Source organism: Caulobacter sp. BE264, assembly GCF_031457805.1.
GTDB lineage: Bacteria > Pseudomonadota > Alphaproteobacteria > Caulobacterales > Caulobacteraceae > Caulobacter.
Genome location: NZ_JAVDXI010000003.1, coordinates 379,969 through 403,058 on the forward strand (window position 1 = coordinate 379,969; position 23,090 = coordinate 403,058).

The 23,090-nt window shown below is 68.3% G+C and carries 16 protein-coding genes and 1 pseudogene; 5 read left to right on the plus strand and 12 right to left on the minus strand.

Annotated features, from left to right (window positions below):
- Positions 1-17 precede the first annotated feature (17 nt).
- A complete protein-coding gene (locus J2X45_RS10155) occupies positions 18-770 on the plus strand; it encodes a prolyl oligopeptidase family serine peptidase (RefSeq protein ID WP_310214207.1) in 753 nt (250 codons plus the stop codon).
- Here the strand turns inward: J2X45_RS10155 and J2X45_RS10160 are convergent.
- The 3 genes from J2X45_RS10160 to J2X45_RS10170 form a co-directional block, all read right to left on the minus strand.
- On the minus strand, positions 753-1,955 hold the full coding sequence (locus J2X45_RS10160) for a DUF418 domain-containing protein (RefSeq protein WP_310214209.1): 1,203 nt from the start codon (positions 1,953-1,955) through the stop codon (positions 753-755). The genes J2X45_RS10155 and J2X45_RS10160 overlap by 18 nt on opposite strands.
- A gap of 114 nt (positions 1,956-2,069) precedes the next feature.
- Positions 2,070-6,896, minus strand: coding sequence for an NAD-glutamate dehydrogenase (locus J2X45_RS10165; protein ID WP_310214211.1), 4,827 nt, complete (start codon positions 6,894-6,896; stop codon positions 2,070-2,072).
- A 284-nt stretch (positions 6,897-7,180) separates the two neighbouring features.
- Positions 7,181-8,290 carry an AI-2E family transporter gene (locus J2X45_RS10170; RefSeq protein WP_310214213.1) on the minus strand — a complete coding sequence of 370 codons (1,110 nt, stop codon included), beginning with the start codon at positions 8,288-8,290 and terminating at the stop codon, positions 7,181-7,183.
- Between the two features lie 103 nt (positions 8,291-8,393).
- On the opposite strand from J2X45_RS10170, the gene J2X45_RS10175 reads away from it, so the two are divergent.
- Positions 8,394-9,938 (plus strand): DUF853 domain-containing protein, encoded by a 1,545-nt coding sequence (locus J2X45_RS10175; protein WP_310214215.1) that lies wholly within the window; start codon positions 8,394-8,396, stop codon positions 9,936-9,938.
- A 46-nt stretch (positions 9,939-9,984) separates the two neighbouring features.
- On the opposite strand, the gene J2X45_RS10180 is transcribed toward J2X45_RS10175, so the two are convergent.
- From J2X45_RS10180 to J2X45_RS10210, 7 genes are all read right to left on the minus strand, one after another.
- Entirely contained in the window at positions 9,985-12,414 is a 2,430-nt protein-coding gene (locus J2X45_RS10180; protein WP_310214217.1) for an EAL domain-containing protein, read from the minus strand.
- A gap of 68 nt (positions 12,415-12,482) precedes the next feature.
- Positions 12,483-13,460, minus strand: coding sequence for a UDP-glucose 4-epimerase GalE (gene galE, locus J2X45_RS10185; protein WP_310214219.1), 978 nt, complete (start codon positions 13,458-13,460; stop codon positions 12,483-12,485).
- A gap of 105 nt (positions 13,461-13,565) precedes the next feature.
- Positions 13,566-14,459, minus strand: a complete 894-nt coding sequence (locus J2X45_RS10190) for a DMT family transporter (RefSeq protein WP_310214220.1) — start codon at positions 14,457-14,459, stop codon at positions 13,566-13,568.
- On the minus strand, positions 14,456-15,346 hold the full coding sequence (locus tag J2X45_RS10195; protein WP_310214221.1) for a glucose 1-dehydrogenase: 891 nt from the start codon (positions 15,344-15,346) through the stop codon (positions 14,456-14,458). The genes J2X45_RS10190 and J2X45_RS10195 overlap by 4 nt, the downstream gene beginning before the upstream one ends.
- An 89-nt stretch (positions 15,347-15,435) precedes the next feature.
- On the minus strand, positions 15,436-15,645 hold the full coding sequence (locus J2X45_RS10200) for a hypothetical protein (RefSeq protein ID WP_310214223.1): 210 nt from the start codon (positions 15,643-15,645) through the stop codon (positions 15,436-15,438).
- Positions 15,646-15,717: 72 nt separating this feature from the next.
- Complete coding sequence (locus J2X45_RS10205; protein ID WP_310214225.1) at positions 15,718-16,638, minus strand: WecB/TagA/CpsF family glycosyltransferase; 921 nt, start codon at positions 16,636-16,638, stop codon at positions 15,718-15,720.
- Between the two features lie 103 nt (positions 16,639-16,741).
- Positions 16,742-17,740 (minus strand): NADPH:quinone oxidoreductase family protein, encoded by a 999-nt coding sequence (locus tag J2X45_RS10210; RefSeq protein WP_310214227.1) that lies wholly within the window; start codon positions 17,738-17,740, stop codon positions 16,742-16,744.
- Positions 17,741-17,829: 89 nt separating this feature from the next.
- Here J2X45_RS10210 and J2X45_RS10215 point away from each other — a divergent pair, with 89 nt between their 5' ends.
- The 3 genes and pseudogenes from J2X45_RS10215 to J2X45_RS10225 all read left to right on the plus strand — a co-directional run bounded on the left by J2X45_RS10215 (position 17,830) and on the right by J2X45_RS10225 (position 20,881).
- Positions 17,830-18,708, plus strand: coding sequence for an isoaspartyl peptidase/L-asparaginase (locus tag J2X45_RS10215; protein WP_310214229.1), 879 nt, complete (start codon positions 17,830-17,832; stop codon positions 18,706-18,708).
- A gap of 2 nt (positions 18,709-18,710) precedes the next feature.
- A pseudogene (locus tag J2X45_RS10220) lies at positions 18,711-18,829 on the plus strand (peptidase); the annotation flags it as partial.
- 804 nt (positions 18,830-19,633) lie between these two features.
- Positions 19,634-20,881 carry an FAD-dependent oxidoreductase gene (locus tag J2X45_RS10225; protein ID WP_310214230.1) on the plus strand — a complete coding sequence of 416 codons (1,248 nt, stop codon included), beginning with the start codon at positions 19,634-19,636 and terminating at the stop codon, positions 20,879-20,881.
- A 130-nt stretch (positions 20,882-21,011) separates the two neighbouring features.
- On the opposite strand, the gene J2X45_RS10230 is transcribed toward J2X45_RS10225, so the two are convergent.
- Both J2X45_RS10230 and J2X45_RS10235 read right to left on the minus strand, forming a co-directional pair.
- Positions 21,012-21,296 (minus strand): hypothetical protein, encoded by a 285-nt coding sequence (locus J2X45_RS10230; protein WP_310214231.1) that lies wholly within the window; start codon positions 21,294-21,296, stop codon positions 21,012-21,014.
- Between the two features lie 62 nt (positions 21,297-21,358).
- Positions 21,359-23,089, minus strand: a complete 1,731-nt coding sequence (locus J2X45_RS10235; protein WP_310214233.1) for a heparinase II/III family protein — start codon at positions 23,087-23,089, stop codon at positions 21,359-21,361.
- Position 23,090: the final 1 nt, after the last annotated feature.

A 23,090-nucleotide genomic window follows, 5' to 3' on the forward strand; every position in this document is an offset into this window, starting at 1 on the left:
GATCCGATGAGGGACGAATGGATAGCGCCGCCTGGGGTGAAAAGGTCGCTAGGCACTCGCGGGTGTTCAAGCCTGCGGGGGCCGGCCCCTTCCCGGTGGCGCTGATCCTCCACGGTTGCGGCGGCAAGACGCCGTTTCTCGAGGAATACGCTCGCGTCGCCGTTCAGTCCGGCTGGGCGGCGGTCGTCGTCGACTCACTGAAGCCGCGCGGCATGTCGACGCTCGACGCCAAGCTCTTCGTCTGCACCGGCGTGGCGCTGCATGGCCTCAAGCGCGCGGCCGATATCTTCGCCATGCTGACCTGGCTGGAGACGCAAGGCTGGGCGGACGCCAGCCGCGTTTTTCTCGCCGGCTGGAGCCACGGCGGCTGGACGATCATGGATAGTTACGCCGTGGGCCGGAGCGCCGCGCGGGGCACGACCCTGGTCGACGCCGATCCCGCCAAGCTGCGTGCGCGGGTCAAGGGAACGCTGCTCGTCTATCCCTACGCCGGCTATGGATCGCTGACGGCCTCGCGGGGCTGGGGCGAGGGCGCGCCGCCGGTGTGGTCGGTGCTGGCCGGCAAGGACCAGGTCGTCGGCTGGAAGGCCCCGGCTAAGGCGCTGGACCGGTTGGTCGCCGATGGCTTGTCGGTCGATCGCGTCCTCCATGCCGACGCCACCCACGCCTTCGACGACAACCGCGCCAACGATCCCCGCGCCCGCTACCGTCCGGACCTCTTCGAGGCGGTGCAGGGCTATTTCGCCGGGGCGCTAGGCCGCTGCCTCTAGTTTCGGCCGGCGAAGCGGTGTCGGACCGCGATAGAGCCGCCGCCACAGCCACTCCAGCGGCCCCATCTCGAAGCGGTCCATCCACCAGCGCGACCACAGGATCTGGACGATCCAGATCCCGACCGTGATGGCGGCCAGCCCGGGCCGGTCGACCTCGCCATGCAGGTTCAGGCCGCGACCGCCATAGAAGATGGCGGTCATGATCAGCGACTGGGTCAGATAGTTGGTGAACGCCATCCGCCCCACCGGCGCCAGCGCCTTCGGGATCGCGCTCCAGAAGCCTCGCGAGCGGGCGGCGAAGACCATCAGGCTGGCATAGGCCAGGGTCGTCAGCGGCGCGGTCGCCATCTGGGCGGTCATCGCGACCATGCCCATCGGACGCGGCAGTCCCTGGGCCATGAACTGGACGAAGACGAAGCCGACGCCGGCCAGGGCCAGCAGGCCGATGACCAACAGGATCACATAGGTCCGCGTCCGCGCCTCGCCCGTGAGCAGGCCCAGCTTGAAACAGGCCAGACCGATCATCATCAGGCTGGCGGTCATCAGGAAGATGATCGGTTCGTTGGGCAGCAGGACGAGGCGATCCCTGGCGTTCTGGATCAGCGACTGCAGGAACGTCCCGCTGTACTGGATCTCAGCCAACTTGGCCTTGGCGACCCCGGCGCCCGCCGCCGCGCCCGCCTGGGCGCTCTCGCCGGGAGCCAGCAGCATCGCCACGGCCCCAGCGGTCATCAGCAGGGAGAAAGCAACCCAGATGCTGACGCCCGTCCAAAGCAGGCGCTTGGGGCTCCAGGAGCGGGCGAACATCACCGCAAAGCCAGCCAAGGCGTAACTCAGCAGCACGTCGCCGTACCAGATGGCGAAGCCGTGGAGCAGGCCGAACAGCAGCATCCACGACAGGCGCTTGCGCAGGATCGATCCCCGCGCCTTGTCGGCGCGTTCGCCGCCCACGAGGAAAATCGAGACCCCGAACAGCATCGAGAACAGGGTCACGAACTTCCGCTGGAACAGCCACTGGGTCACGAACCAGACGCCCAGCGTGTCGGGTTCCGTCCCGTGCGGCCACGACTTGACCGACTCAGCGATCCCGGGCGGCACGGCGAAATCCGGCGCGTTGCACAGCAAAATGCCCAGCACCCCGAGTCCCCGCAGGGAATCGAGCAGTACGATGCGATCCTTGGTCATGAGCTCCCCCTCGGGGAGACCCTGCCCCTTTGCGGCCGTGTCGACAACCAGGACGCGACGCGATGCAAAGGCCCACGGGCTCCCTGCGTGTGCGGAGAGCCCATGGGAACCTGGCTAGGTCGCGCTGGAAAGCTCGCGCAGCGCGGCGTTGGCGATGGTCAGCTTGGCGAACGTCCAGCCGCCGCCGGCCTGCTCGATGTCCTCGATCGTCCGCTTGACCGCACGGGGCCGATCCCCGCGAAGGGCGGCCCAGGACGAGATGGCCGCCTTGGCCGAGGCCTCGTCCTCGCCGGCCTGGGCGTTGGCGGCGAACTTCAGGACCTGCTGGGTGATCGAGGTCTGCTCGGTCAGCATGTCCTCGATCAGGCGACGAACCGCGAGGCGCTCGAAGGCGTCGCCGCCCACGAACGAACCGGCCGCGCCCCGCAGGCGATCAAAGCCGAAGGCGGCGCCGATCTGGTGATAGAGGCGGGCCACATTCTCGACGCTCCAGCTGGAGGCGTTGGCGAGGTCGACCAGGTCTGCCGCCGTCGTCAGCGGCTGAAGGGCCGCGACCGACTGGGCGAGCGACTCGGGGGCGCCGTCGGCGACATAGGTCTTCACCCGCTTGGCGACCGCCTTCTGCTCGAAGGGCGACAGGATGGACGGGGCCAGCGCCTTGAGCGCGGCGACCGACGGACCATAGGCGTCGACCAGCGCCTGGACGTTCGCGGCGTCGCGCTGGGCGCGGCGGGCCAGCCAGAAGGTCAGGCTGCGCAGCGCATAGGCCAGGGCCTTGTAGAGCGCGGTCTGACCCTGGGCCGAAGCCTTGTTGTCCAGGCCGTTGACCTGATCCCACAGCCTGTCGATTCCGAGGATCTCGCGGGCGGCGGTGAAGCCGACGACCACGGCGTTGACGTCGGCGCCGGCCGCAGCCTTCAGGCGGCTGACGAAGGTCGGACCGCACATGTTGACCATCTGGTTGCCGACCACGGTCGCGATGATCTCGCGCTTCAGTCGGTGCTTCTGCATGGCGTCGGCGTACTGGTCCAGAGCCTGGGGGAAGTAGCCCCGCAAGGTGCGTTGGAACCACGGATCGTCGGGCGACTGACTGGCGACGATCTCGTCGAAGAGATCCAGCTTGCCGTACGCCAGCAGCACCGCCAGTTCCGGACGGGTCAGGCCTCGACCGGCGGCCTTGCGCTCCAGCAGCGTCGTATTCGTCGGCAGCCCCTCGACGCGGCGATCCAGACGACCGCGTTGCTCAAGATCGACCATGTAACGGATCTGGGCGTCGACCTCGCTGACCGCATCGCTTTCCAGCAGGGTCAGGGCCAGGGTCTGATCGTAGTTGTGCGCCAGAACGTGGTGGGCCACGTCGTCGGTCATCGAGGCCAGCAGCGTGTTGCGGCTGTCGCGATCCAGCTGGCCGCCGCGCTCCAGGATCCCGGTGAGGATCTTGATGTTGACCTCATGGTCGGAGCTGTCGACCCCGGCCGAGTTGTCGATGGCGTCGGTGTTGATGCGTCCGCCGGCGTGAGCGAACTCGATGCGACCGGCCTGGGTCAGGCCCAGGTTCGCGCCTTCGCCGACCACCTTGACGCGCAGGTCCGCGCCGTTGATGCGGATGGCGTCGTTGGCCTTGTCGCCAGCGTCGGCGTTGGTCTCGCCCTTCGCCTTCACATAGGTGCCGATGCCGCCAAGATAGAGCAGCTCGGCCTTCGACTTCAGGATCGCCGTCATCAGTTCCGCCGGCGACACGGTCTCGGCCTTGATCTCGAGCATGGCGCGGACTTCAGCCGAGAGCGGGATGCTCTTCAGGCTGCGGGCGAAGACGCCGCCGCCGGCCGAGATCTTCGACTTGTCGTAGTCCTCCCACGACGAGCGCGGCAGCTTGAACATGCGATCGCGCTCGGCCCACGAGACGGCCGGATCCGGATTCGGGTCGAGGAAGATGTGGCGGTGGTCGAAGGCGGCCAGCAGCTTGGTCTGCTTGGACAGCAGCATGCCGTTGCCGAACACGTCGCCGGACATGTCGCCCACGCCCACGACGGTGAAGGGCTCGGTCTGGATGTCCTTGCCCAGTTCGCGGAAGTGGCGCTTGACCGCTTCCCAGGCGCCGCGCGCGGTGATGCCCATGACCTTGTGGTCGTAGCCGACCGAACCGCCCGAGGCGAAGGCGTCGCCCAGCCAGAAGCCGTAGCTTTCAGCCACGCCGTTGGCGATGTCGGAGAAGGTCGCCGTGCCCTTGTCGGCGGCCACGACCAGATAGGGGTCCTGTGCGTCATGCGCGATGACCGACGGCGGCGGCACGACCTGGTTGTCGGCGTCGATGTTGTCGGTGAGGTCCAGCAAGCCCGACAGGAAGGTCTTGTAAGCGCGGATCGCCTCGGCCTGGATCGCGTCGCGATCGCCGCCGCGCGGCAGTTGCTTCGGATAGAAGCCGCCCTTGGAGCCGACCGGCACGATGACGGCGTTCTTGACCTGCTGGGCCTTCACCAGGCCCAACACCTCGGTGCGGAAGTCGTCGCGGCGATCCGACCAGCGCAGGCCGCCGCGGGCGACCGGGCCAAACCGCAGGTGGACGCCCTCGACGTGCGGGGCCGAGACATAGATTTCGCGGTAGGGCTTGGGCGCGGGCAGATCTTCTAGCTCGCGCGAGGCGATCTTGAAGCTGATATAGGGCTTGGGCTCGCCATCGGCGCCCAGTTGATAAAAGTTGGTGCGCTGGATCGCGCCCACCAGGGCCGCCAGACGGCGAAGCACGCGGTCGGCGTCGAGGCTTTCCACAGCCTGCAACGCCTCGACGATGTTGGCCTGCACGGCCTTCGCCTGCTCCTGACGGCTCTTGAGGTCGACCTTGATGGCGGGGTCGAACTTCGTCTGGAAAAGATCCAGGATCAGGCGCGCGACGCCGGGATGATCGGACAGGGCCTGTTCCTGAACGCCCTGGCTGGGGTCCAGGCCCGACTGCTGGCGATAGCGCGCCAGAGCGCGAACCAGCGCGGCTTCGCGCCAACCGATCCCGAGCTCCAGCACGAGGCGGTTGAAGCCGTCGCTCTCGGCGCGGCCCGTCCAGATGGCGACAAAGGCCGCCTCGAAGGCCTGCTTGACGTCGGCGAAGACCAGATGCTCGCCAGCCTCGTCGCGGAGGACGAACTCATGCACCCAGACGGGTTGGCCATCAGGCGAAACCTTAAAGCCTTCCTCGATCAGGGCCTTGAGGCCCATGTGCTCGAGGATCGGCAGGACGTCGGCCAACGGCGCCGCCGCGCCGGGACGGTAGAGCTTGAAGCGGAACGTGACGGCGCTGTCGTCGTCGCGGCGGAAGGCGCGGACCCTGACCGCCTCGTCTTCGCGGAGGTCGTCGATGATCCCGATATCCGCCAGCGCCTCGGCGGCGTCGTACTGGTCGCGGTAGCCCGGCGGGAACGCATTGGCGTAGCGGGCCAGGAGCTGTGCGACGCGGCCGGACTGGCCCTCACGGATGACCGCCTCGAAGCGGTCGTCCCAGGTGCGGGCGGTCTCAGCGATCGCGGCCTCGACCGCGGCGAGATCTGGTTCGGCGTGGGCGCCGGGGGTGACGCCCAGAATATAGTGCACGCGGGCCAGCGGGGCGTCGGAGAAGCTGGGATAGTAGGCCGACACGCGGCCCTGGAACGCGTCGGCCAGGATCTGCCCGGCGCGGGCGCGCACGCCGGAGTCGTAGCGGTCACGCGGTACGAACATCAGCACCGAGATGAACCGGTCGAACGGATCGCGGCGCGTGAACAGCTTTACGCGCGGACGGTCGTAGAGGTGCAGGACGCCCAGCGCCATGGCCAGCAGCTGGTCTTCCTCGGTCTGGAACAGTTCGTCCCGCGGCCAGGTCTCAAGGATGTTGCGAAGGCGCTTGCCGTTGTGGCTGTCGGGATCCTTGCCGGCGCGCGTGAGCACGTTCCCAACCTTGCGGCGGATCAGCGGGACGGCGTTGGCCGGCGTCTCATAGGCCTCGGCGGTGAAGAGGCCCACGAACCGGACCTCGCCCGAGGGCTTGCCGTCAGCGCCGTAGCGGCGGACGCCGACATAGTCCATGTAGCCGCGGCGGTGGACGCGGGAGCGCAGGTTGGATTTCGCGACGACGATCGGCTCGCCAATGTCGATGTGCGTACGGATCTGGGCGGAAAGGATCGCCGGCTCGCTGCTGCGGCGCAGCACCGTGCGCGCCTGATCGCGCAGAACGCCGAGGCTTCCTTCCGGTTGGTAGAGCGGCTCTTCGGCCGCATAGCCGCCATCGGCGGTGCGGGGATACTCATAGGTGCGCGCGCCGAGGAAGACGAAGTGGTCGCGTTCCAGCCAGTCCAGAAACGCCATGTCCTCGGTCTTCTCGTCGCCGGAGACCGGCGCGGACGCGCTCATCAGCTCGTCAATCGTGCGGCGCATCAGCCCGCGCATGGCTTCGAAATCCTGGACGGCCATGGCCACGTCGCCGAGCACGTCGCGCACGGCTTGCACCAGGGCGTCTTCGCGGTCCTCACCCACCGGAGCCAGCCAGATCTGGATCATCGAGCGACGCACGCCGCCGCAATCCGACACCGGGTGGAACATGGCGCGGACCGAGAACCCCGCTTCGGTCACCTCGCCCATGATGCTGTCGACCAGGAACGGGCGGTCGGGCTGGACGATCTCCAAGACGTCCGAAGGCGTTGCGCCACCCTCGGCGCGACGAAGGCGGATCGCGGGTTGCGAGACGTCCTTCGACTCTTCGCCGAAGCGCCAGAACGCCGCGAGCGCTCGGGCGACATCCGCGCCATCCAGCCCGGGCAGCTCTTCTGCGGACCAGTCGTCCTGAGCCTGCGAGGCGAAATCAAGGGCGGCCGGAGAGAGGCTGTCCACCGTCGCGCCCAAGGCGTCGGCGAAGGCGCTCACAAGTGGGCCGATCGGAGCCTCAGCGGACTTGAGGTCATTTTTTTCACCGACCATGGGATTTCCTCGCGAATTTTTGGCCGCAACCTAGCCGCTTTAGGCTCTACTTCAACCGATACGTCGAAAAATGGAAACAAATCGTGCCGTTTCTGAGCGCTGCTGCGGAAACGGAAGCGCCGCCGGCTGGGGGAAGCCGACGGCGCAGGCCCGCTTCGGGGAAGCGCGGGCGTCTTCCGCTACGATGGTCGGCGGCCTTGCCTGCCGCCATCGGCGGTGTGTCCGGGTGGGGGCGCCGGACACACAAGAGATAGGCGCCAGGCGGCGCTGTTTAAGAGGCGCGGTCATTTCTTTTGCTTGGCGGCGGGCGCGGGCGTCTCGGGAACGCCTTGGGGATCGCCGTCCTCCGAGAGCAGGATCGCGATCCAACGCGAGCCCTCGAACTGCGCGAGGATGACCATCGCCGCGACGGTGAGGGGCGTTGACAGGAACATCCCCGGGACTCCCCAGAGCGCGCCCCACACCGCCAGAGACAGCAGCACCACGGTGGGGTCCATGTTCAGGCTGTCGCCCTGCATGCGGGGAAGGATGACGTTGCCCACCACGAAGAAGACGCCTTGCAGCGCGGCGAAGAGAATGACCGCGGGCCAAAGGCTGTCGGGAAACTGGATCAGCGCGAAAATGGGCGGCAGGAAGCAGCCGACGGCGCCGCCGAGGATCGGGACATAGGCGGCCAGAAAGATCAGGAAGGCCCAGAAGAACGCGTTGTCCAGGCCAACCAGCATCATGACGACGAACGCCGAAACCGCGATCATCAGGCCCGTCACGGTCTGGATCCAGAGATACTGCTCGACGCCGTCGCGAATGCGATGGAACATTTTCATGTTCGTCTCCCGCTCGGCGTGATGGGGAAACAGCGCCACGATTTTTCGGGCGAAGCCGCGGCGCGAGGCCAGGATGAAGCCCAGATAGATCAAGACCAGCACCGCGTTGGTGGCGAAGCTGTTGAAGGACTGCGCGACGTCCCCGAAGTAGCGCTGGGGGTTCCACTGCTTGACGAGGTCGCCGATGGTCGGCGCCACCGAGAGTTCGAGACCCGGCGCCAAGCGCGCCACGGTCGGCGTGAACCGGGCGATGATCGCATTCAGGCTATCAACGTACTGCGACGAGTGGTCGAAGAACTCCTTGCCGTTGTCGACCACGATCCAGATCGACATGCCAAACAGCAGCAACGACAGAATAACCGCCGTGGGCAGCGCCAACCGCTTGGGAAAGCGCGGCGTCTTGTCCGTGAGCACTCGCGCGAAGCTGTCGATCATCATGGCCAGGAACAGCGCCAGCGCGAGCGGCGTCAGAATGTCCTGCATCCACTTCAGCGTCGCCGCGCCGGCGATGACGGCCAGGAAGACCACGGCGTTGCGCGTCGTGAGCGACGGCGGGGCGGGAGCCGGCATTTGTAAAATTTCTCCAGATCGGCGACCGAGATTGCCCGCGCCGATTGGCGCGGCGCAAGGCCCCGTTTAGGGTCGAACGCGCATCGATGTAAGGAGTTTGCTCATGCCGCTGTCGATTGGCGAGAACGAGATTCTCGTCGGGCTTGGTGAAGGCCCGGTGACGCAAAGGCTCGATCGATCGAACCGGCACGGCGTGGTCGCCGGCGCCACCGGCACCGGCAAGACCGTGACCCTGCAGGTGCTGGCGCAAGCCTTTTCCGACGCCGGCGTGCCGGTCTTTGCGGCCGATGTGAAGGGCGATCTCTCCGGGGTCGCCATGCCGGGGACGCCCAGCGAAAAGATGCTGGCCCGCGCCGCTTCGATGGACCTCGTCCTGGCCCCCGCCGCGCCGCCGGTGATCTTCTGGGACCTGTTCGGTCAGAAGGGACACCCGATCCGCACGACCATCTCCGAGATGGGCCCGCTTCTGCTTTCGAGGCTGCTGGAGTTGAACGACGTGCAGGAGGGCGTCCTGACGATTGTCTTCCACGTCGCCGACAAGGACGGCCTTCTGCTTCTGGACCTGAAGGACCTTCAGGCCGCGCTGAAGTATGTCGCCGACAACGCCGATGAGATCGGCACGCAGTATGGCAATGTCGCGCCGGCCACGGTGGGCGCTATCCAGCGCAAGCTGCTGACGCTGCAGACCCAGGGCGCGGAGCACTTCTTCGGCGAGCCCGCGCTTGATCTGTCGGACCTGATGCGAACCGACGTGGCGGGGCGTGGCTACGTGAATCTGCTGGCCGCCGACCGTCTCATCCAGTCGCCCAAGCTCTATTCGACCTTCCTGCTCTGGCTTCTGTCGGAGCTGTTCGAGGTGCTGCCCGAGGTCGGCGACCCCGAGAAGCCGAAGCTGGTCTTCTTCTTCGACGAAGCGCACCTGCTGTTCAACGACGCGCCCAAGCCGCTGCTGGAAAAGATCGAGCAGGTGGTGAGGCTTATCCGGTCAAAGGGGGTCGGGATCTACTTCGTCACCCAGAACCCGGCGGACATCCCGGACGCCGTGCTCGGACAGCTCGGCGCTCGGGTGCAGCACGCTCTGCGCGCCTATACGCCGGCGGACCAGAAGGGCTTGAAGGCGGCCGCCCAATCATTCCGGGTCAATCCCGGCTTTGACACCGCCGAGACCATCCAGGCGCTCGGCGTGGGCGAAGCGCTCGTGTCGACCCTCGACGAGAAGGGCGCGCCTCGGGTCGTCCAGAAAACCCTGATCCGCCCGCCGGCCTCGCGCCTGGGGCCGCTGACGCCGCAGGAGCGGGCGGCGCTGCAGGCTCAAAGCCCGGTGGCGGGCGTCTATGACACCGCTGAGGATCGCGACTCCGCCTACGAGATTCTGCAGGGGCGCGCCGCCCAGGCGCAACGGCAGGCGGACGCCGCTCGCCAAGAGGCGGAAGCTGACCAGCGCGCCACCGCCGAGGCCAAGGTCCGGGAACGGGAGGACGCCCGTGAAGCGCGCGAGAGTCGGCCCCGCGCCTCTGGGCGCCAGACCATGGTCGAGGCTTTCGCGGTCACCTTGGTGCGCACGGTCGCCTCGCAGGCGGGTCGGGAGCTGATGCGCGGGCTTCTGGGCGGACTCAGCGGCGGCGTCAGCCGTCGACGTCGTCGCTAGAGCGCATGGGCTTTAGGTTGGACCCTCTAAAGCGTTCAGACAGGCTCTAAGCCGAACGCCTGGCCTTGCGCTTCGGGGCGGCGTCGACCTGAGCGTTCGCCAGGGTCCAGGCCCCGAGGGAGTCGACAGGCGCAGGCCGTCCGATCGCATAGCCTTGCAGTTCCGCGCAGTCTTCGCCCCGGAGAAACAGGATCTGCTCCTCGGTCTCGACGCCCTCGGCGACAACCGGGATTTCCAGGCTGCGCCCCAGGCCCAGCACTGCACGGACAATGGCCGTGGCGCGGTCGTGGCGATGGATGTTCTCGACGAAACTCTTGTCGATCTTGATCTTGTCGAACGGGAAGGACTGCAGCGTCGAGAGCGACGAGAAGCCGGTGCCGAAGTCGTCCATCGCGATCCGGACGCCCAGCGCCTTCAGGCGGCGGAGATTGTCGAGCGCGCGCTGATAGTCCTTGAAGAGCGCGCTTTCGGTGATCTCCAGCTCAAGGCGCGACGGCGACAAGCCCGTCGTGATCAACACCTCGTGCACGAGGGTCGGCAGGGCGGGATTATGAAGTTGGATCGGTGATAGGTTCACCGCGATGCGCAGCGGTTTCTCCCAGGCGGCCGCATCGGCGCAGGCGCGTCGCAGCACCCAGTCGCCCAGCGCCTCGATCAGTCCGTTCTCTTCCGCCACGGTGATGAAGTCCAACGGCGGGATCATGCCGCGCGTCGGATGCCGCCATCGCACAAGCGCCTCGAAGCCGCACACCTCGCCGTCCGAGGCGCGAGCCAGCGGCTGATAGTGGACGACCAGCTCGTTGTCGGCGATGCCTTGGCGAAGGTCGCGCGCGAGATTGCGGCGTTCGCGGATGGAGTCGTCCATCTCGCGCTTGAAGAAACGGTAGACGCCCCGACCGCTTTCCTTGGCGCGATAAAGCGCCATGTCGGCGTTGGCCATCAGGGCCTCGGTGGTCCTGCCGTCGTCCGGATACAGGCTGACCCCGAGGCTGGATCCCAGCGCCAGATCTTGGCCGTCAAAGGCTACGGGCGCAGCGAGCATTTCGATCAATTGGCCGGCCAGTTCTGCGGCGGCGGCCGGCTGATCGCCGCCTGCGATCTGGACAACAATGAACTCGTCGCCGCCCAAGCGCGCCGCAAAGGACGGGGCCTGCACGGCGGACTGCAGCCGCCGGGCGGTTTCAACCAGCAGGGCGTCGCCCGCCAGGTGGCCATGCTGGTCGTTGGCCTCCTTGAAGTGGTCCAGATCGATGCAGATGACCGCCAGGCTTTCGCCGGACGCCTCGACGCGGTCGATGGCGGCCGCCAGGCGCATCTGCAGCGAGTTGCGGTTGGGCAAGCCGGTCAGGCCGTCGTGTTCGGCGAGATAACGGATCTTCTCTTCGGCGGCGCGACGCTCACGCAGGTCGCGCACCGCCAACACCGTCAGGCCCGAGGTTTCGACCCGGGCGCCGTCGTCCATGAGCCGCGAGAACACCTCGACCGGGATTTCTCGCCCCCCGACGACGGGGCGCAAGTGGCCCTCGCGTCGCACGTCGTCGCGATTGGGCCCAGCCTCGTCGAAGGTCAGCATCTCGCCGAAAAGCGGCCGTCCGACCAGCTCCGACAGTGGCGCGCCCGCCAGCTCGCAGAACGCGGCGTTGGCGTCGTTGATGCGGCCCGACTGCACGACCACGAGCCCTTCATAGGCGGCGTTGGCCAGACGGCGGATGCGCTCGAGGGCCGACCGCGACGTCTGGGATTCGATTGCGACGGCGCCCAGTCCGCCCAGGATGATCATGCTGGTGATCGAGCCGACAGCTAGAGTCAGCATGCCGCCGGATAGAAGCTGATCGGGGACCGCGACCGAGGCGTCCGGCACAATGGTGATCGCCGACATGCCGGTGAAGTGCAGTAGGACAATGCCAAGGCAAAGCAGACCGCCGCCGAGCGCCTGGCGCCGGATCGTCCGCGCCGTGCCGGCCAGCACTAGCGCCGCGATCGCGCCGCAGACCCCGAGAATGGCCGAAAGGCCTACCGTCGCATGTTCCCAGACGAGTTGGCCCTGCGTCACAAAGGCGGACATGCCCATGTAGTGCATGGCGGCCACGCCCAGGCCGATCAACACGCCGCCTGCGAAATCGTTGGTGGTCGTACGCTGCGCCGAAGCGACTGCGAAGCCGCTGGCCATGAAGAGCGCCGCGATCATCAGCGACAAGAGCGTGCCGGTCGGGCTGTAGCCGGTCTTCAGCCCCGGCGTGAAGGCCACCATGGCGATGAAATGGGTGGCCCAGACACTGGACCCTGCGACAAGGCCGGTCAGCAGGAGCCAGGCGGCCCTGACGACGCCGCGCGCGCCGCGCATCCGTGAATAGAGGCGGAAAGTTGTGAAGCAACCCGCCAGACAGACTACACCAGCGACAAGCACGAGCCGCAGGTCGTGCTGAGTCGTCAGGCAGGTTAGAAACTTGAACACGCAACGCCCCCCGAGGGTCACTCGCCTTTAAGGCTACCGGAGGAGTTACGAATAAACCCTTTCTGAGTACCGCCGCGCGTTGTGCTTGATCAGAGCTTGGTGCGGCTGCGATGCCACCGCCAGGCGCTGTCGAGGATGGCGTCCAGGTCGCGCGAGGGCCTCCACCCCAACTGGTCCCTCGCCTTGGCGTTGTCGCCGATCAGCACAGGCGCATCACCGGGGCGTCGCGGGGCGACCTCGAACGGCAGGGAGCGACCGATCGCCCTTCCCACGCCATCGACCAGTTCACGCACCGTGGTCCCGGTCCCGGTTCCGAGATTGAAGGCGTCTGACGCTCCGCCCGCGAGAAGCCGTCGAAGCGCTGCGACGTGAGCGTCGGCAAGGTCGAGGACGTGGACATAGTCGCGCACGGCCGTCCCATCGCGTGTGTCGTAGTCGTCGCCGAAGATCGTGAAGCGCGATCGTTGGCCCAGCGCGACTTGGATCGCCAGAGGGACCGCGTGAGTTTCAGGCTCGTGCCACTCGCCGATGCGGCCTTGTGGGTCGGCGCCGGCGGCGTTGAAATAGCGCATCACCGTACTTCTGAAGCCCACATAACGGTCGTAGTCGGCCAGCGCCTGCTCGACCATCAACTTGCTGCGACCGTACGGGTTCAACGGCGCCTGTGGGTGAGTCTCGGTCATCGGCAGATGAACGGGATCCCCAAAGGTCGCGCACGTTGACGAGAACACCAGAGCGTTTACGCCCGCGCGTCGGGCCGCCTCGATCAGGGTGATCGCGCCGCCGACATTGACGTCGAAGAAGACGCCGGGATTTGTGACCGACTCACCCACTTCAATGCGGGCGGCGAAGTGCAGGACCGCCACCGGCGCATGGGCGGCGAACACCGCGTCCAGACGCGCAGCGTTGCGGATATCACCGACTTCCAGCGGTCCCCATTGAACATGCTCGCGATGGCCGTTCGACAAGTCATCGAACACGACCGGTCGGAAGCCCGCCTCGGCCAAGGCTAGACAGCAATGCGCACCAACATATCCGGCGCCGCCCGTCACGAGAACGGTTTGCATCGCGTTCCTCTTTGCACAATGCGCCATCGCTAGCGACTTTGCCGAACGCGCGGAAGAGCGTATCGCGCGTTCTTCGCGACCACCATCTCGCGCATCGCTCAAGCTCTACGGGAGCTCGGCCGCCGCCCGTTTGGCCAGCTGATGCTCTCGCCACGAGATGAACAGGGTGGAGCAGACCACGATCACCGCGCCGACGATCGTCGCCATACGCGGGACTTCATGGAACAGCAGGAGGCCCACGATCACCGCGAACACGAGCCGCGTGTAGTCGATCGGCGCCATCACGGCGGCTTCACCCGCTTCCATGCCCTTGATGTAGGCGCCTTGGGTCAAGGTGCCGATGACGCCCATGACGGCCAGCAATCCGAGGTCCGGCCAAGTCGGCCAGCGCCACACGAAGAGGGCGGGCGGGATGGAAAAGACCAAGCCCAGGACTGCAGCATAGACCAGCAGCACGAACGGCGTGTGGTCCCGGGTCATGACCTTCATGCCGGTGATGGTCAGGGCGAACAGGAGCGCTGCGCCCAGGGCGCAGAGTTGCGGCCAGCCCAGCCAAGCCTCCACGCCGCCCTCGCCGGGTCGCAGCATGATGATCACGCCGACGAAGCCCACCAGGGCCGCAGCGATCCGCCGCGGCCCGATCGGTTCGCGCAGCACTAGGCCCGCGAGGGGCACCAGCCAGAGGGTCCGCGTGAAGGACAGAGCGTTCGCATCCGCGAGCGGCAGCTTCTGATAGGCGTAGAAGCTCATGATCAGCGCCAGCACCCCGGCGCTGGACCGGAAGATCACGATCCCAGGACGCGTCGTTCGGAACGCCCCCCGCCAGTCCCGGGCGATCAGCGGCAGCAGAACGAGGGCTCCGGCGAGTTGCCGGTAAAAGGTCTGCAGGGCCGCCGGATAGTCGTCGCCCAGGAACTTGATCAGGGTCGTCATCACCGTGAAGCCGACCGCTGAGGCCAGCATCCACAGGGCGCCGCGCAGGTTCGGACTGAGTGTCACCCGGCCCCGCCAGCCGCCAGCAACTGGGCTCGCATCTGCTCGGCCTGCTCGGGCGTGATGCCCATGGCCGCCAGAATCGGCGAGGGCGTGTTGGCGTCCCAGGCGCTGCGTGGGCCCACGGTGATGCCGCCGTCCACGACGATGTGCGTTCCGGTCACGAACCGCGAGTCGTCACTGGCGAGATAGAGCGCCGCCGCCGCGATGTCCTCCGGCAGGCCCGATTTCGGGATCGGCTGGATCTTGGGCCCGATCGAGGCGATCTGGGCGGCCATCTGGTCGGCGACCTCGCGCGGCAGGCCCATCGAGGCCCCGAAGATCGAGGTGGCGATCAGGCCGGGGCAGATGGCGTTGACGCGGATCTTCTGCGGCGAAAGCTCCGCCGCCGCGCAGCGGCTCATGTGGATCACCGCCGCCTTGGCCGAGGAATAGGCCAGGGGGCCAAAGCCCGCCTGCAGGCCGGCGATCGAGGCGGTGTTGATGATCGAGCCGCCGCCGCGCTTCAGCATCAGGGGCAATGCGTGCGTCATGCCCATGGCCGGGCCGCGCACCAACAGGGCGAAGGTCTTGTCCCAGGCCTCGGCGCTCAGTTCGGCCACGCCCGCCGGCGTGCCGCCGTGGCCGGCGTTGTTGAACAGGATATCCAGGCCGCCGAAGCTGCTCTCGGCCAGGGCCATGGTCTTGGCGAGATCGGCGTCCGCGGTGACGTCGCAGCGGGAGAAGCGCACCTTGTCCGGGAAGCGCTGCTCCAGCATGCGCCCCTTTTCGTCCTGCAGGTCTGCGGCGACGACGCACGCGCCCTCGGCGACGAACAGTTCGACGGTTCCCAGCCCGATGCCCGAGCAGCCCCCGGTGATGACGGCGACCTTGCCGTCCAGACGTCCGACCATGGTGAATTCCCTCCGCGTCCCGACCTCACGCGGGTCAGTGATCAATGATCATATTCGCGGAGCGAACCAGGATTGGCTAGGGGTTTCGCTCAGCTTTCGAGCGCTTGCGGCGCGGGGCGACGGGCGATGGGCTCCACGCGGCGTCCAAGGTGCGTAACCGCCAGCCAGAGCATGCAGGGGATCAGCAGCACCGCCCAGGCCACGCCCAGGCCGACGAGGCCTACGGCGGCCACGGCTCGATGAGCGAGGCTGGAGCGCTCCTTGGCCTCCAGGGTCATGACGCGGATATCCAGGCCCATCAGACTTCAAGCCCCCTGAAGTTCAACAGCACGACGGTCTCGTCACGAAGGGTGTCTACAGGAGCCTTCATGTTAGCGCGCCGCCTCGTTGCGGGCGCGGATCTGCTCCCAGCGCGCGTTTTCCGCCGCGCGGGACTCGCCCGTTGTCGAACGCCTGGACAGCGCTCGCACCACGTCGCCGCAAGCTGGACCGATCAGCGACCAGGGCTCGACGCAGTAGCGGAAGAAAAGACGCTGCGGGTCCGACATCAGGCGGAACAGCCACTCCATGCCCATCGGGCCCATCCAGCGCGGCGCGGCCTTCTGGACACCCGCTTCGTAGTCGAAAGCCCCGCCCACGGTGAAGGTCGCCGCCGGCCCGTAGGCCTTGTGGTTCTCCAGCGTCCAGATCTCCTGGCGCGGCATGCCCATGCCGACCAGGACGATATCGGGCGCATAGTCGCGGATCTTGGCCACGACCGCCTCGTTCTCGGCCGAGCCTGGGGTCACGTCGAAATAGCCTTGATGCGTTTCGATACGCGCGTTCGGCCAGTCCTGGCGGATGCGCTCGACCGCCTTTTCGCCGACCCCCGGCGCGCCGCCGACGAAGAAGACCTTCCAGGCCTTCTCGCTGGCCAGGGCCCAGAAGTCGTCGCGCCAGTCCAGATAGGTGCAGCGGTGGAAGCGCCGGCTGGCGCGGCCCACCAGGCGCGCCCAGAAGATCAGCGGCACCGAGTCGACCTCGACCAGGTCGGCGGCCTTGTAGAACTCGCCGATCTGGTGGTCCTTGCCGATCAGGTACAGGCTGTGAAGGTTGTGATTGGCGACGATGGCGCTTTGCCGCGCCTCCAGCTTGCCGGTGACGAAGTGGAAGACCTCCTCGGGGCGCACCAGGTCCATGGTCCCGCCCAGCACGCGCACGCGCTCCTCGGGACGCCGCGACAGCCGGAAAGGGCGACGCGGCGCGGCCGGCGCGGCTTCGTTGAGGCCGCTCTGCTCCTGGGGAACGAACATCTCCGCAGAGTCTCCTAGTCTTGGAGACATTCTGCGGAGATATCCTGTTTCCTTCGCTAAAAAGGATACTTAGCGGGATTTAACCACGTCTCGGACGCCCCCTTCAGTCGACGGTGATGACCACCTTGCCCATCGCCTTGCGGCTGGAAAGGTGCGCGATCGCCTCGCCGGCGCGGGCCAGCGGGAAGCGCTCGGACACGTAGGGACGGATCTTGCCGGCGGCGTAGAGGTCCATCAGCTCCTTGAGGTTCTGGGCGTGGCCCTTGGGATCGCGCGCCACCGCCGCGCCCCAGAACACGCCGACGATGTCGCACGACTTCAGGAGGGTCAGGTTCAGCGGGATCTTCGGGATGCCCGACGGGAAGCCGATGACCAGGAAGCGGCCGTTCCAGCCCGCCGCGCGGATGGTGGCCTCCGAATAGTCGCCGCCGACCGCGTCATAGGCCACGTCCCAACCGTCCGGGCCGCAGGCGCCCTTGATCAGGTTGGCCAGTTCCTTCTGGCCGTCCTTGTCGAACGGACCGCGCGGATAGACGACGCCGCTGTCGGCGCCGTGCTTGATCGCCAGATCGATCTTCTCCTGGCTCGAGGCTGCGGCGATCACCTTGGCGCCCATGGCCTTGCCCAGCTCAACGGCGGCCAAACCGACGCCCCCCGCCGCGCCCAGCACCAGCAGCGTCTCGCCGGCCTTCAGCACGCCGCGCTCCTTCAGCGCGTAGTACGAGGTGCCGTAGGTCAGGACAAAGGCGGCCGCCTCGTCGAAGGGCATGTTGTCGGGGATAGGCGTGCAGCGGCCCTCTTCCAGGGCCAGCTTCTCGGCGTAGCCGCCCCAGCCGGTCGAGGCCAGCACGCGGTCGCCGACCTTGAAGCGGGTCACGCCCTCGCCGACCGCCGAGATCACGCCCGACACCTCGCCCCCCGGCGCGAACGGGCGCGTCGGCTTGAACTGGTACTTGTCCTCGATGATCAGGACGTCGGGATAGTTCACCCCGCAGGCCTTTACGTTGATCAGCACCTGGCCCGGGCCGGCGACGGGATCGGGCAGCTCCTCCAGCACCAGGGTCTCGGGACCGCCGACTTCCTTGCTGAGCACTGCCTTCATGATCGCCTCTCCCCAAATCTTTTCGCTAAAAGGACGTTCTTCGCTAAGAGCCCGGACGCTAGCGCGGGACGCCGAGCCAAGGAAGCAGAATGTCAAACAAACGTTTTAGTCTCGCCCTGCACGGCGGCGCCGGGGCCAAGCGCGGCCACGACTACGGCCTCGAGATCGCCCACATGCGCGGCCTCGTCGAAGCCGCCCGCGATCGCCTGGCCGCCGGGGCCGGCGCGCTGGACGTGGCGGTCGAGACCGTCATCGGCCTCGAGGCCAGCGGCCTCTACATCGCCGGCAAGGGCGCCTCGCCCAACGCCGACGGCGAGTACGAGCTCGACGCCAGCCTGATGGACGGCGCCACCCTGCGCGCCGGTTCGGTCGCCGCCCTGCAAGGCTTCAAGAGCCCGATCCTGGCCGCCCGGGCGGTGATGGAGCACACCCCCCACGTCATGCTGGCCGGCCAGGGCGCCATCGACTTCGCCCGAGAGCAGGGCCTGGAGACGGTCGAGGACCCCGACGCCTGGTTCACCCGCGCCGGCGCCTTCGAGGACAATCACCCGCCGGACGCCTTGCCGACCGGCACGGTCGGCTGCGTGGTCCGCGACGGCGAGGGGCGCCTGGCCGCCGCCACCTCCACCGCCGGCGTGTTCGGCAAGCGGCCCGGCCGGGTCGGCGACAGCCCGATCATCGGCGCTGGGGCCTGGGCCGACGGCCACGCCGCCGTCTCCTGCACCGGCCAAGGCGAGTACTTCATCCGCGCCGCCGTCGCCGCCCAGATCGCCCACCGCGTCCGCTTCGGCGGCCAGCCGCTGGACGTCGCCGCCAAGGCCGCCATCGACAGCGTCGCCGAGCTCGGCGGTCACGGCGGACTGATCGCGGTCGATCGGGACGGAAACATCGCCATGCCGTTCGTCTCCAGCGGTCTCAAACGCGCCGCCCTGTCGCCCGACGGGACCATCTTCAGCGCGGCGTTCTAGAGAAATCCTCCCCCTCGCGGGGGAGGTGGTCCGCAGGACCGGAGGGGGAAGTTCTCCTGGCCCGGCCTCTTCCCCCTCCGTCGTCCCTTCGGGCCGACACCTCCCCCGCTGGGGGGAGGATTTTGGGAACATGCGTCCGCCGCTTCACGCGGCGTGACCGCTGAAGGTGTTGGGGAGGCGACGGAGCGTCCGGGCGAACCCGGAGACCGTGAGTTTGTGTTTGCGTTTCGGCTCGACTGTCCGCTCCGCCAGGTTGTTCTTGCCCGTGAGGATGGGGGGCGTGAGCGTCTTTCAGCTCGGGACCCCAGGAGCCCCCGGACGGGCGCGGACCAACTGGAGCGGCTACATCCGTGTCCAGCCCGACGATCCACGATAGGCGGCTTGTACGATCACCGCCCTGTCGCTCCGCGCTCGCCTCTCTGCGGCCTCTTCCGGGATCCCGGATCTATCCAACGAACAGACCCCGGTCGAAACCGCTTCGAGACCACGCGGCCCCGCTCAACCTAGCCCCGCCGCCGTATTGGGCCGGATCCATACGCCCTCCCCCGCGACGGGGATGGCTATGATTGTGCGGCAGGATTCAGCGCCGGGGACAAGTTGGCGCATAAAAGTGATAAGCGTTTGATTTCATTGGCTACCGAGTCGCCAATTCCGAGCGTTCACGGCCGCCGATCCCCATAAATCGGTTCCCTCTCCCAGAGGGAGAGGGTGGCCGCGAAGCGGTCGGGTGAGGGGTTTCAAAGCCGCCGCCCTGCCGGCGCTCCGGCCAAGGCCTTACCCCCTCTCCCCGGCCCTCTCCCCATGGGAGAGGGGGCAAGGCGCCCAATCGCCGCGCATTCGGCGGCGGGCTTTTGCCCCGCGGCGCTTTTCGTTCCGCAGCGGCGCGCAAGGCGGCGATACCGGAGAGACGCGAGGGGAGCGGGGCATGATCGATCGGCGGGGGTTTCTGAATCTGACGGCGGCCGGGCTGGCGGGGGCGACCGGGGCTCAGGCCCAGCCCTCCGCAAAGCCGACGGCCAAGGCCAAAGCCGGCGCGCCGGACGTGGCGGTGGTCGGGGCCGGGGTGTTCGGGGCGTTCACGGCCCTGTCGCTGCGCGAGCGGGGCCTGTCGGTGCTGGCGCTGGACCAGTACGGCCCGGCCAGCCCGAGGGCTTCGTCCTCGGGCGAGACCCGCTCGATCCGCGCCGGCTATGGCGACCAGGGCTTCTATTCGGCCTGGTCGATGCGGGCCCTGGCGATGTGGAAGGCGCGCGAGGCCGATTTCGGCCGTCAGCTCCTGTTCCCCAACGCCCGCCTGGAGCTGGCCCAGCGCTGGACCCCGGGCCTAACCGCTCAGAAGGCGATCTTCGAGCGCCTGAACCTGCCCTATGAGGTGGCCGACCGCGAGGCGTTGCGCCGCCGCTATCCGCAGATGGCCTTTGACGACGTCGAGTTCGCCTTCGTCGAGACCGCCGCCAGCGCCGCGGTGATCAAGGCGCGCGAGGCGGTGCTGGCCGCCATGGACGTCTTCGCCCGCAAGGGCGGGGCCTTACGCTTCGCCCGCGCGGTTCCCGGGCGCGCCGAGGGCCGGCGCCTGAGCCATCTGGCCCTCGACGGCGGCGACAGCCTCGCCGCCGGCCAGTTCGTGTTCGCCTGCGGGCCGTGGGCGGGGAAGCTGTTTCCAGAGCTCGCCAAGCCGCGCGTGTCGGTCTGGCGCAGCGAGTACTTCTATTTCGGCCCGCCGGCGGGCGATGACCGCTTCTCGTGGCCCCACCAGCCGGCCTGGCACGACCACATCCTGGGCGGCTATGGTTTCGGCAGCCTGGAGCGGGGCCTGAAATACGCGCCCGACGCCGGCGGCCGCGTCACCCAGGACCCGGACGCCGCCGAGCGCCTGCCGACCGACTATCTGCTGAAAAAGGGCCGCGACTACATGGCCCGCCGCTTTCCGGCGATGCGCGACGCCCCCGTCATGGAGGCCCGCGTCTGCCAGGTCGACAACACCGCAAACAGCCACTTCGTCATCGACCGCCACCCCGACTACGACAATGTCTGGCTGGCCTTCGGCGGCGGCGGCCACGGCTTCAAGCACGGCCCGATGGTGGGCGAGTACCTGGCCGACCGCCTGCTGGGCAAACCGGCCGATCCGGAGACCGCGCGGGTGTTCAGCCTAGCGGGGCACGGGGCGGGATGAGGGGATGCGATGATGCTCCCCCGCAGTGCGGGGGAGCTGCCGCGAAGCGGCTGAGGGGGCGAGCTGGAGGCCGAACGTGCGGGCCCCCTCCGGCCCGCTGGGCCACCTCCCCCGCGACGCGGGGGAGGATCTAGGCCCCCGCCCGCTCCCGCACCGCCCGAAACACCATCGCCATCTCGATGTGGGTGTGCACGAAGCCGCGTTCGAACAGCACGGTCAGCAGGCGGTCATAGGCGTCGTCGTGGTCGCGCATCGTCACGCTTCCGGGCGTGCGGGCTTCCTGTTCGACCAGAGCCAGGGCCTCCGGGGCCTCGGCGCGCAGGGCGGCGAGGACCTCGTCGATCTCGTCGGCCGTGTAGTCCGGCGGCGCGTGGGCGCGGCCGGGGTCGATCGGCGGGCGGCGAGAGAAACCCACGGCGGCTTACTGCCCCAGAGCGTGACTTGCGCCGAAACCGGCTTCCACTTTCGGCGTCACGCTCACCCCTCGGCCCGGGTGAGCTTCCAGCGGATCTTGGCCCCGACTTCGGGGCGGACCTGGCTTTTCAGCACGATCTGGCCGGCCTTGCGGGCCAGGCCGTGGTCGAAGTGGGCGCTGGGGGCGATCTCGACGTCGATGGCGTCGTTGCGCAGCCACCAGCCGATATTGTTCGGCCCCCGGATCAGCACGCTCTTGCCGTCGCGGGCGATCGAGGCGCGGGCCTCGGGGTGCAGGTGGAAGCGCACGGCGAAGGGCAGGTAGCGGCGCGGGCCTTCGGCCGCCTTGGGGTCGAGGGCCAGGGGCGAGAGGCTGTCTTCGCCGCGCAGCTCGTCATTGACCGCGTCGAGAAAGAGGCGCCGAGCGTGAGTCAGGCCCAGATGCCGCCAGCCGTCGTGGACGATGTCCAGCCAGACGCCGCCGACGTCGTCGTGGCGCTTGGCCTCGACCTTGGTCGCGCCATCGACCAGCCAGGGTCCCAGGGCCTTGGCGCGGAAGCCCGACAGCGGCCGGCCGGCCGAGCCGTCGCCGACGCTGACGGTCGAGGCCGCGTCCGACAGCCGGAAGGCGTGGGCGCCGGCGGCCTCGGGGCTCCAGCCGCAGCTGGTGATCAGGCGGTCCTTGGCGCAGACGATCTCCAGCGCCGCGGGCTGGGCGCAGGCGTTGACGCTCAAGGGGCCGGCCGGGGGGGCGCCGCAGTCGGCGATCACCTCAAGGCTGCCGCCGATCATCTTGTGATAGCCGCTGTGCGGGGCGGCGTTCAGGGGGCGGGGACCGGCGTCGTCATGGGCCAGGGCGGCGGCGATCCGCGCTGGGCCGACCGTCTCGCCGCCGTGGAAGGCCGCCAGATGTCCGTCCCCCAGGGTGAAGAACCGCGTGGCGCTGGACAGCCGGTCGATGGCCCGCGACAGGGTCTCGGGGCTGGGACGGCCGCGCTGGCCCAGGGCGTCATCGAGGGTCAGCAGGTCGAACAGAAGCTCGATCCCAGCCTCGGGGCTGCGGGTGGCGTGACCGCCGTCGCCCAGCACCATGGCGTCCAGCCGGGGGACCAGGGCCTTGAGGGCCTTGTCGATCAATTGCTCGCCCGCCTTGCCGGCCAGGACGCAGCCGGCCAGGCCCGCGGCGGCGGCGCGTTCGAGGGCGCGTTCGGGGCTGCGCCTGATCTCCAGCAGGTGGCGACCCTGGCGGGCGAGATCGAAGACGAGATCGGCGACCTCGGCGTCGCTGCCTTCGGCGGCCAGGCTCTTGGCGGCGCAGGCCAGGTTGTGGACGCGCCGCTCCAGGCATTCGGGGCCCCAGGAGAAGGCGTTCCACTTGCCGAACACCCGCCGCCAGTCGTCGATCAGGCGCAGGGCGCGGCGGGCGCCGTCGGGGCCGGCGGCGACCAGGTCCGGCAGCCAGTCGAAGCGGTGCAGGCTGACGGCGAAGCGGCGCGAGGGGCTGGCGGTGTCGAACGGATCGCCGTCCGGGCCGAGCCGCAGCGAACCACCGTCCAGGGCCAGGGTCCCAGCCAGGATCTTCTGGCCGTGGGCGGGGTCGACCGGACGCGGATCGTGCGGCCGGGCGGCGAGGCCTTCTGGCCGGGGCAGGGCGATCTTCAGGCGATGGGGCCCCGAGCCGAACCACTCGCGCTCAACATGGCCGGCGGCCTCGGCGCGGATCGCCTTCCACAGCACGCCGCCCCGCGGCAGCGCGGGGAGGGCCAGGCCGAGGACGGGGGGTTTGCCGGCCATC

What these genes read in the sequence shown, in the direction of transcription:
- J2X45_RS10215 (WP_310214229.1), top strand. Translation starts at nt 17,830, where the DNA reads ATGTCAAACAAACGTTTTAGTCTCGCCCTGCACGGCGGCGCCGGGGCC.
- J2X45_RS10175 (WP_310214215.1), top strand. Translation starts at nt 8,394, where the DNA reads ATGCCGCTGTCGATTGGCGAGAACGAGATTCTCGTCGGGCTTGGTGAA.
- J2X45_RS10225 (WP_310214230.1), top strand. Translation starts at nt 19,634, where the DNA reads ATGATCGATCGGCGGGGGTTTCTGAATCTGACGGCGGCCGGGCTGGCG.
- J2X45_RS10160 (WP_310214209.1), bottom strand. Translation starts at nt 1,955, where the DNA reads ATGACCAAGGATCGCATCGTACTGCTCGATTCCCTGCGGGGACTCGGG.
- J2X45_RS10155 (WP_310214207.1), top strand. Translation starts at nt 18, where the DNA reads ATGGATAGCGCCGCCTGGGGTGAAAAGGTCGCTAGGCACTCGCGGGTG.
- J2X45_RS10165 (WP_310214211.1), bottom strand. Translation starts at nt 6,896, where the DNA reads ATGGTCGGTGAAAAAAATGACCTCAAGTCCGCTGAGGCTCCGATCGGC.
- J2X45_RS10200 (WP_310214223.1), bottom strand. Translation starts at nt 15,645, where the DNA reads ATGGGCCTGGATATCCGCGTCATGACCCTGGAGGCCAAGGAGCGCTCC.
- galE (WP_310214219.1), bottom strand. Translation starts at nt 13,460, where the DNA reads ATGCAAACCGTTCTCGTGACGGGCGGCGCCGGATATGTTGGTGCGCAT.
- J2X45_RS10205 (WP_310214225.1), bottom strand. Translation starts at nt 16,638, where the DNA reads ATGTTCGTTCCCCAGGAGCAGAGCGGCCTCAACGAAGCCGCGCCGGCC.
- J2X45_RS10235 (WP_310214233.1), bottom strand. Translation starts at nt 23,089, where the DNA reads ATGGCCGGCAAACCCCCCGTCCTCGGCCTGGCCCTCCCCGCGCTGCCG.
- J2X45_RS10210 (WP_310214227.1), bottom strand. Translation starts at nt 17,740, where the DNA reads ATGAAGGCAGTGCTCAGCAAGGAAGTCGGCGGTCCCGAGACCCTGGTG.
- J2X45_RS10170 (WP_310214213.1), bottom strand. Translation starts at nt 8,290, where the DNA reads ATGCCGGCTCCCGCCCCGCCGTCGCTCACGACGCGCAACGCCGTGGTC.
- J2X45_RS10195 (WP_310214221.1), bottom strand. Translation starts at nt 15,346, where the DNA reads ATGGTCGGACGTCTGGACGGCAAGGTCGCCGTCATCACCGGGGGCTGC.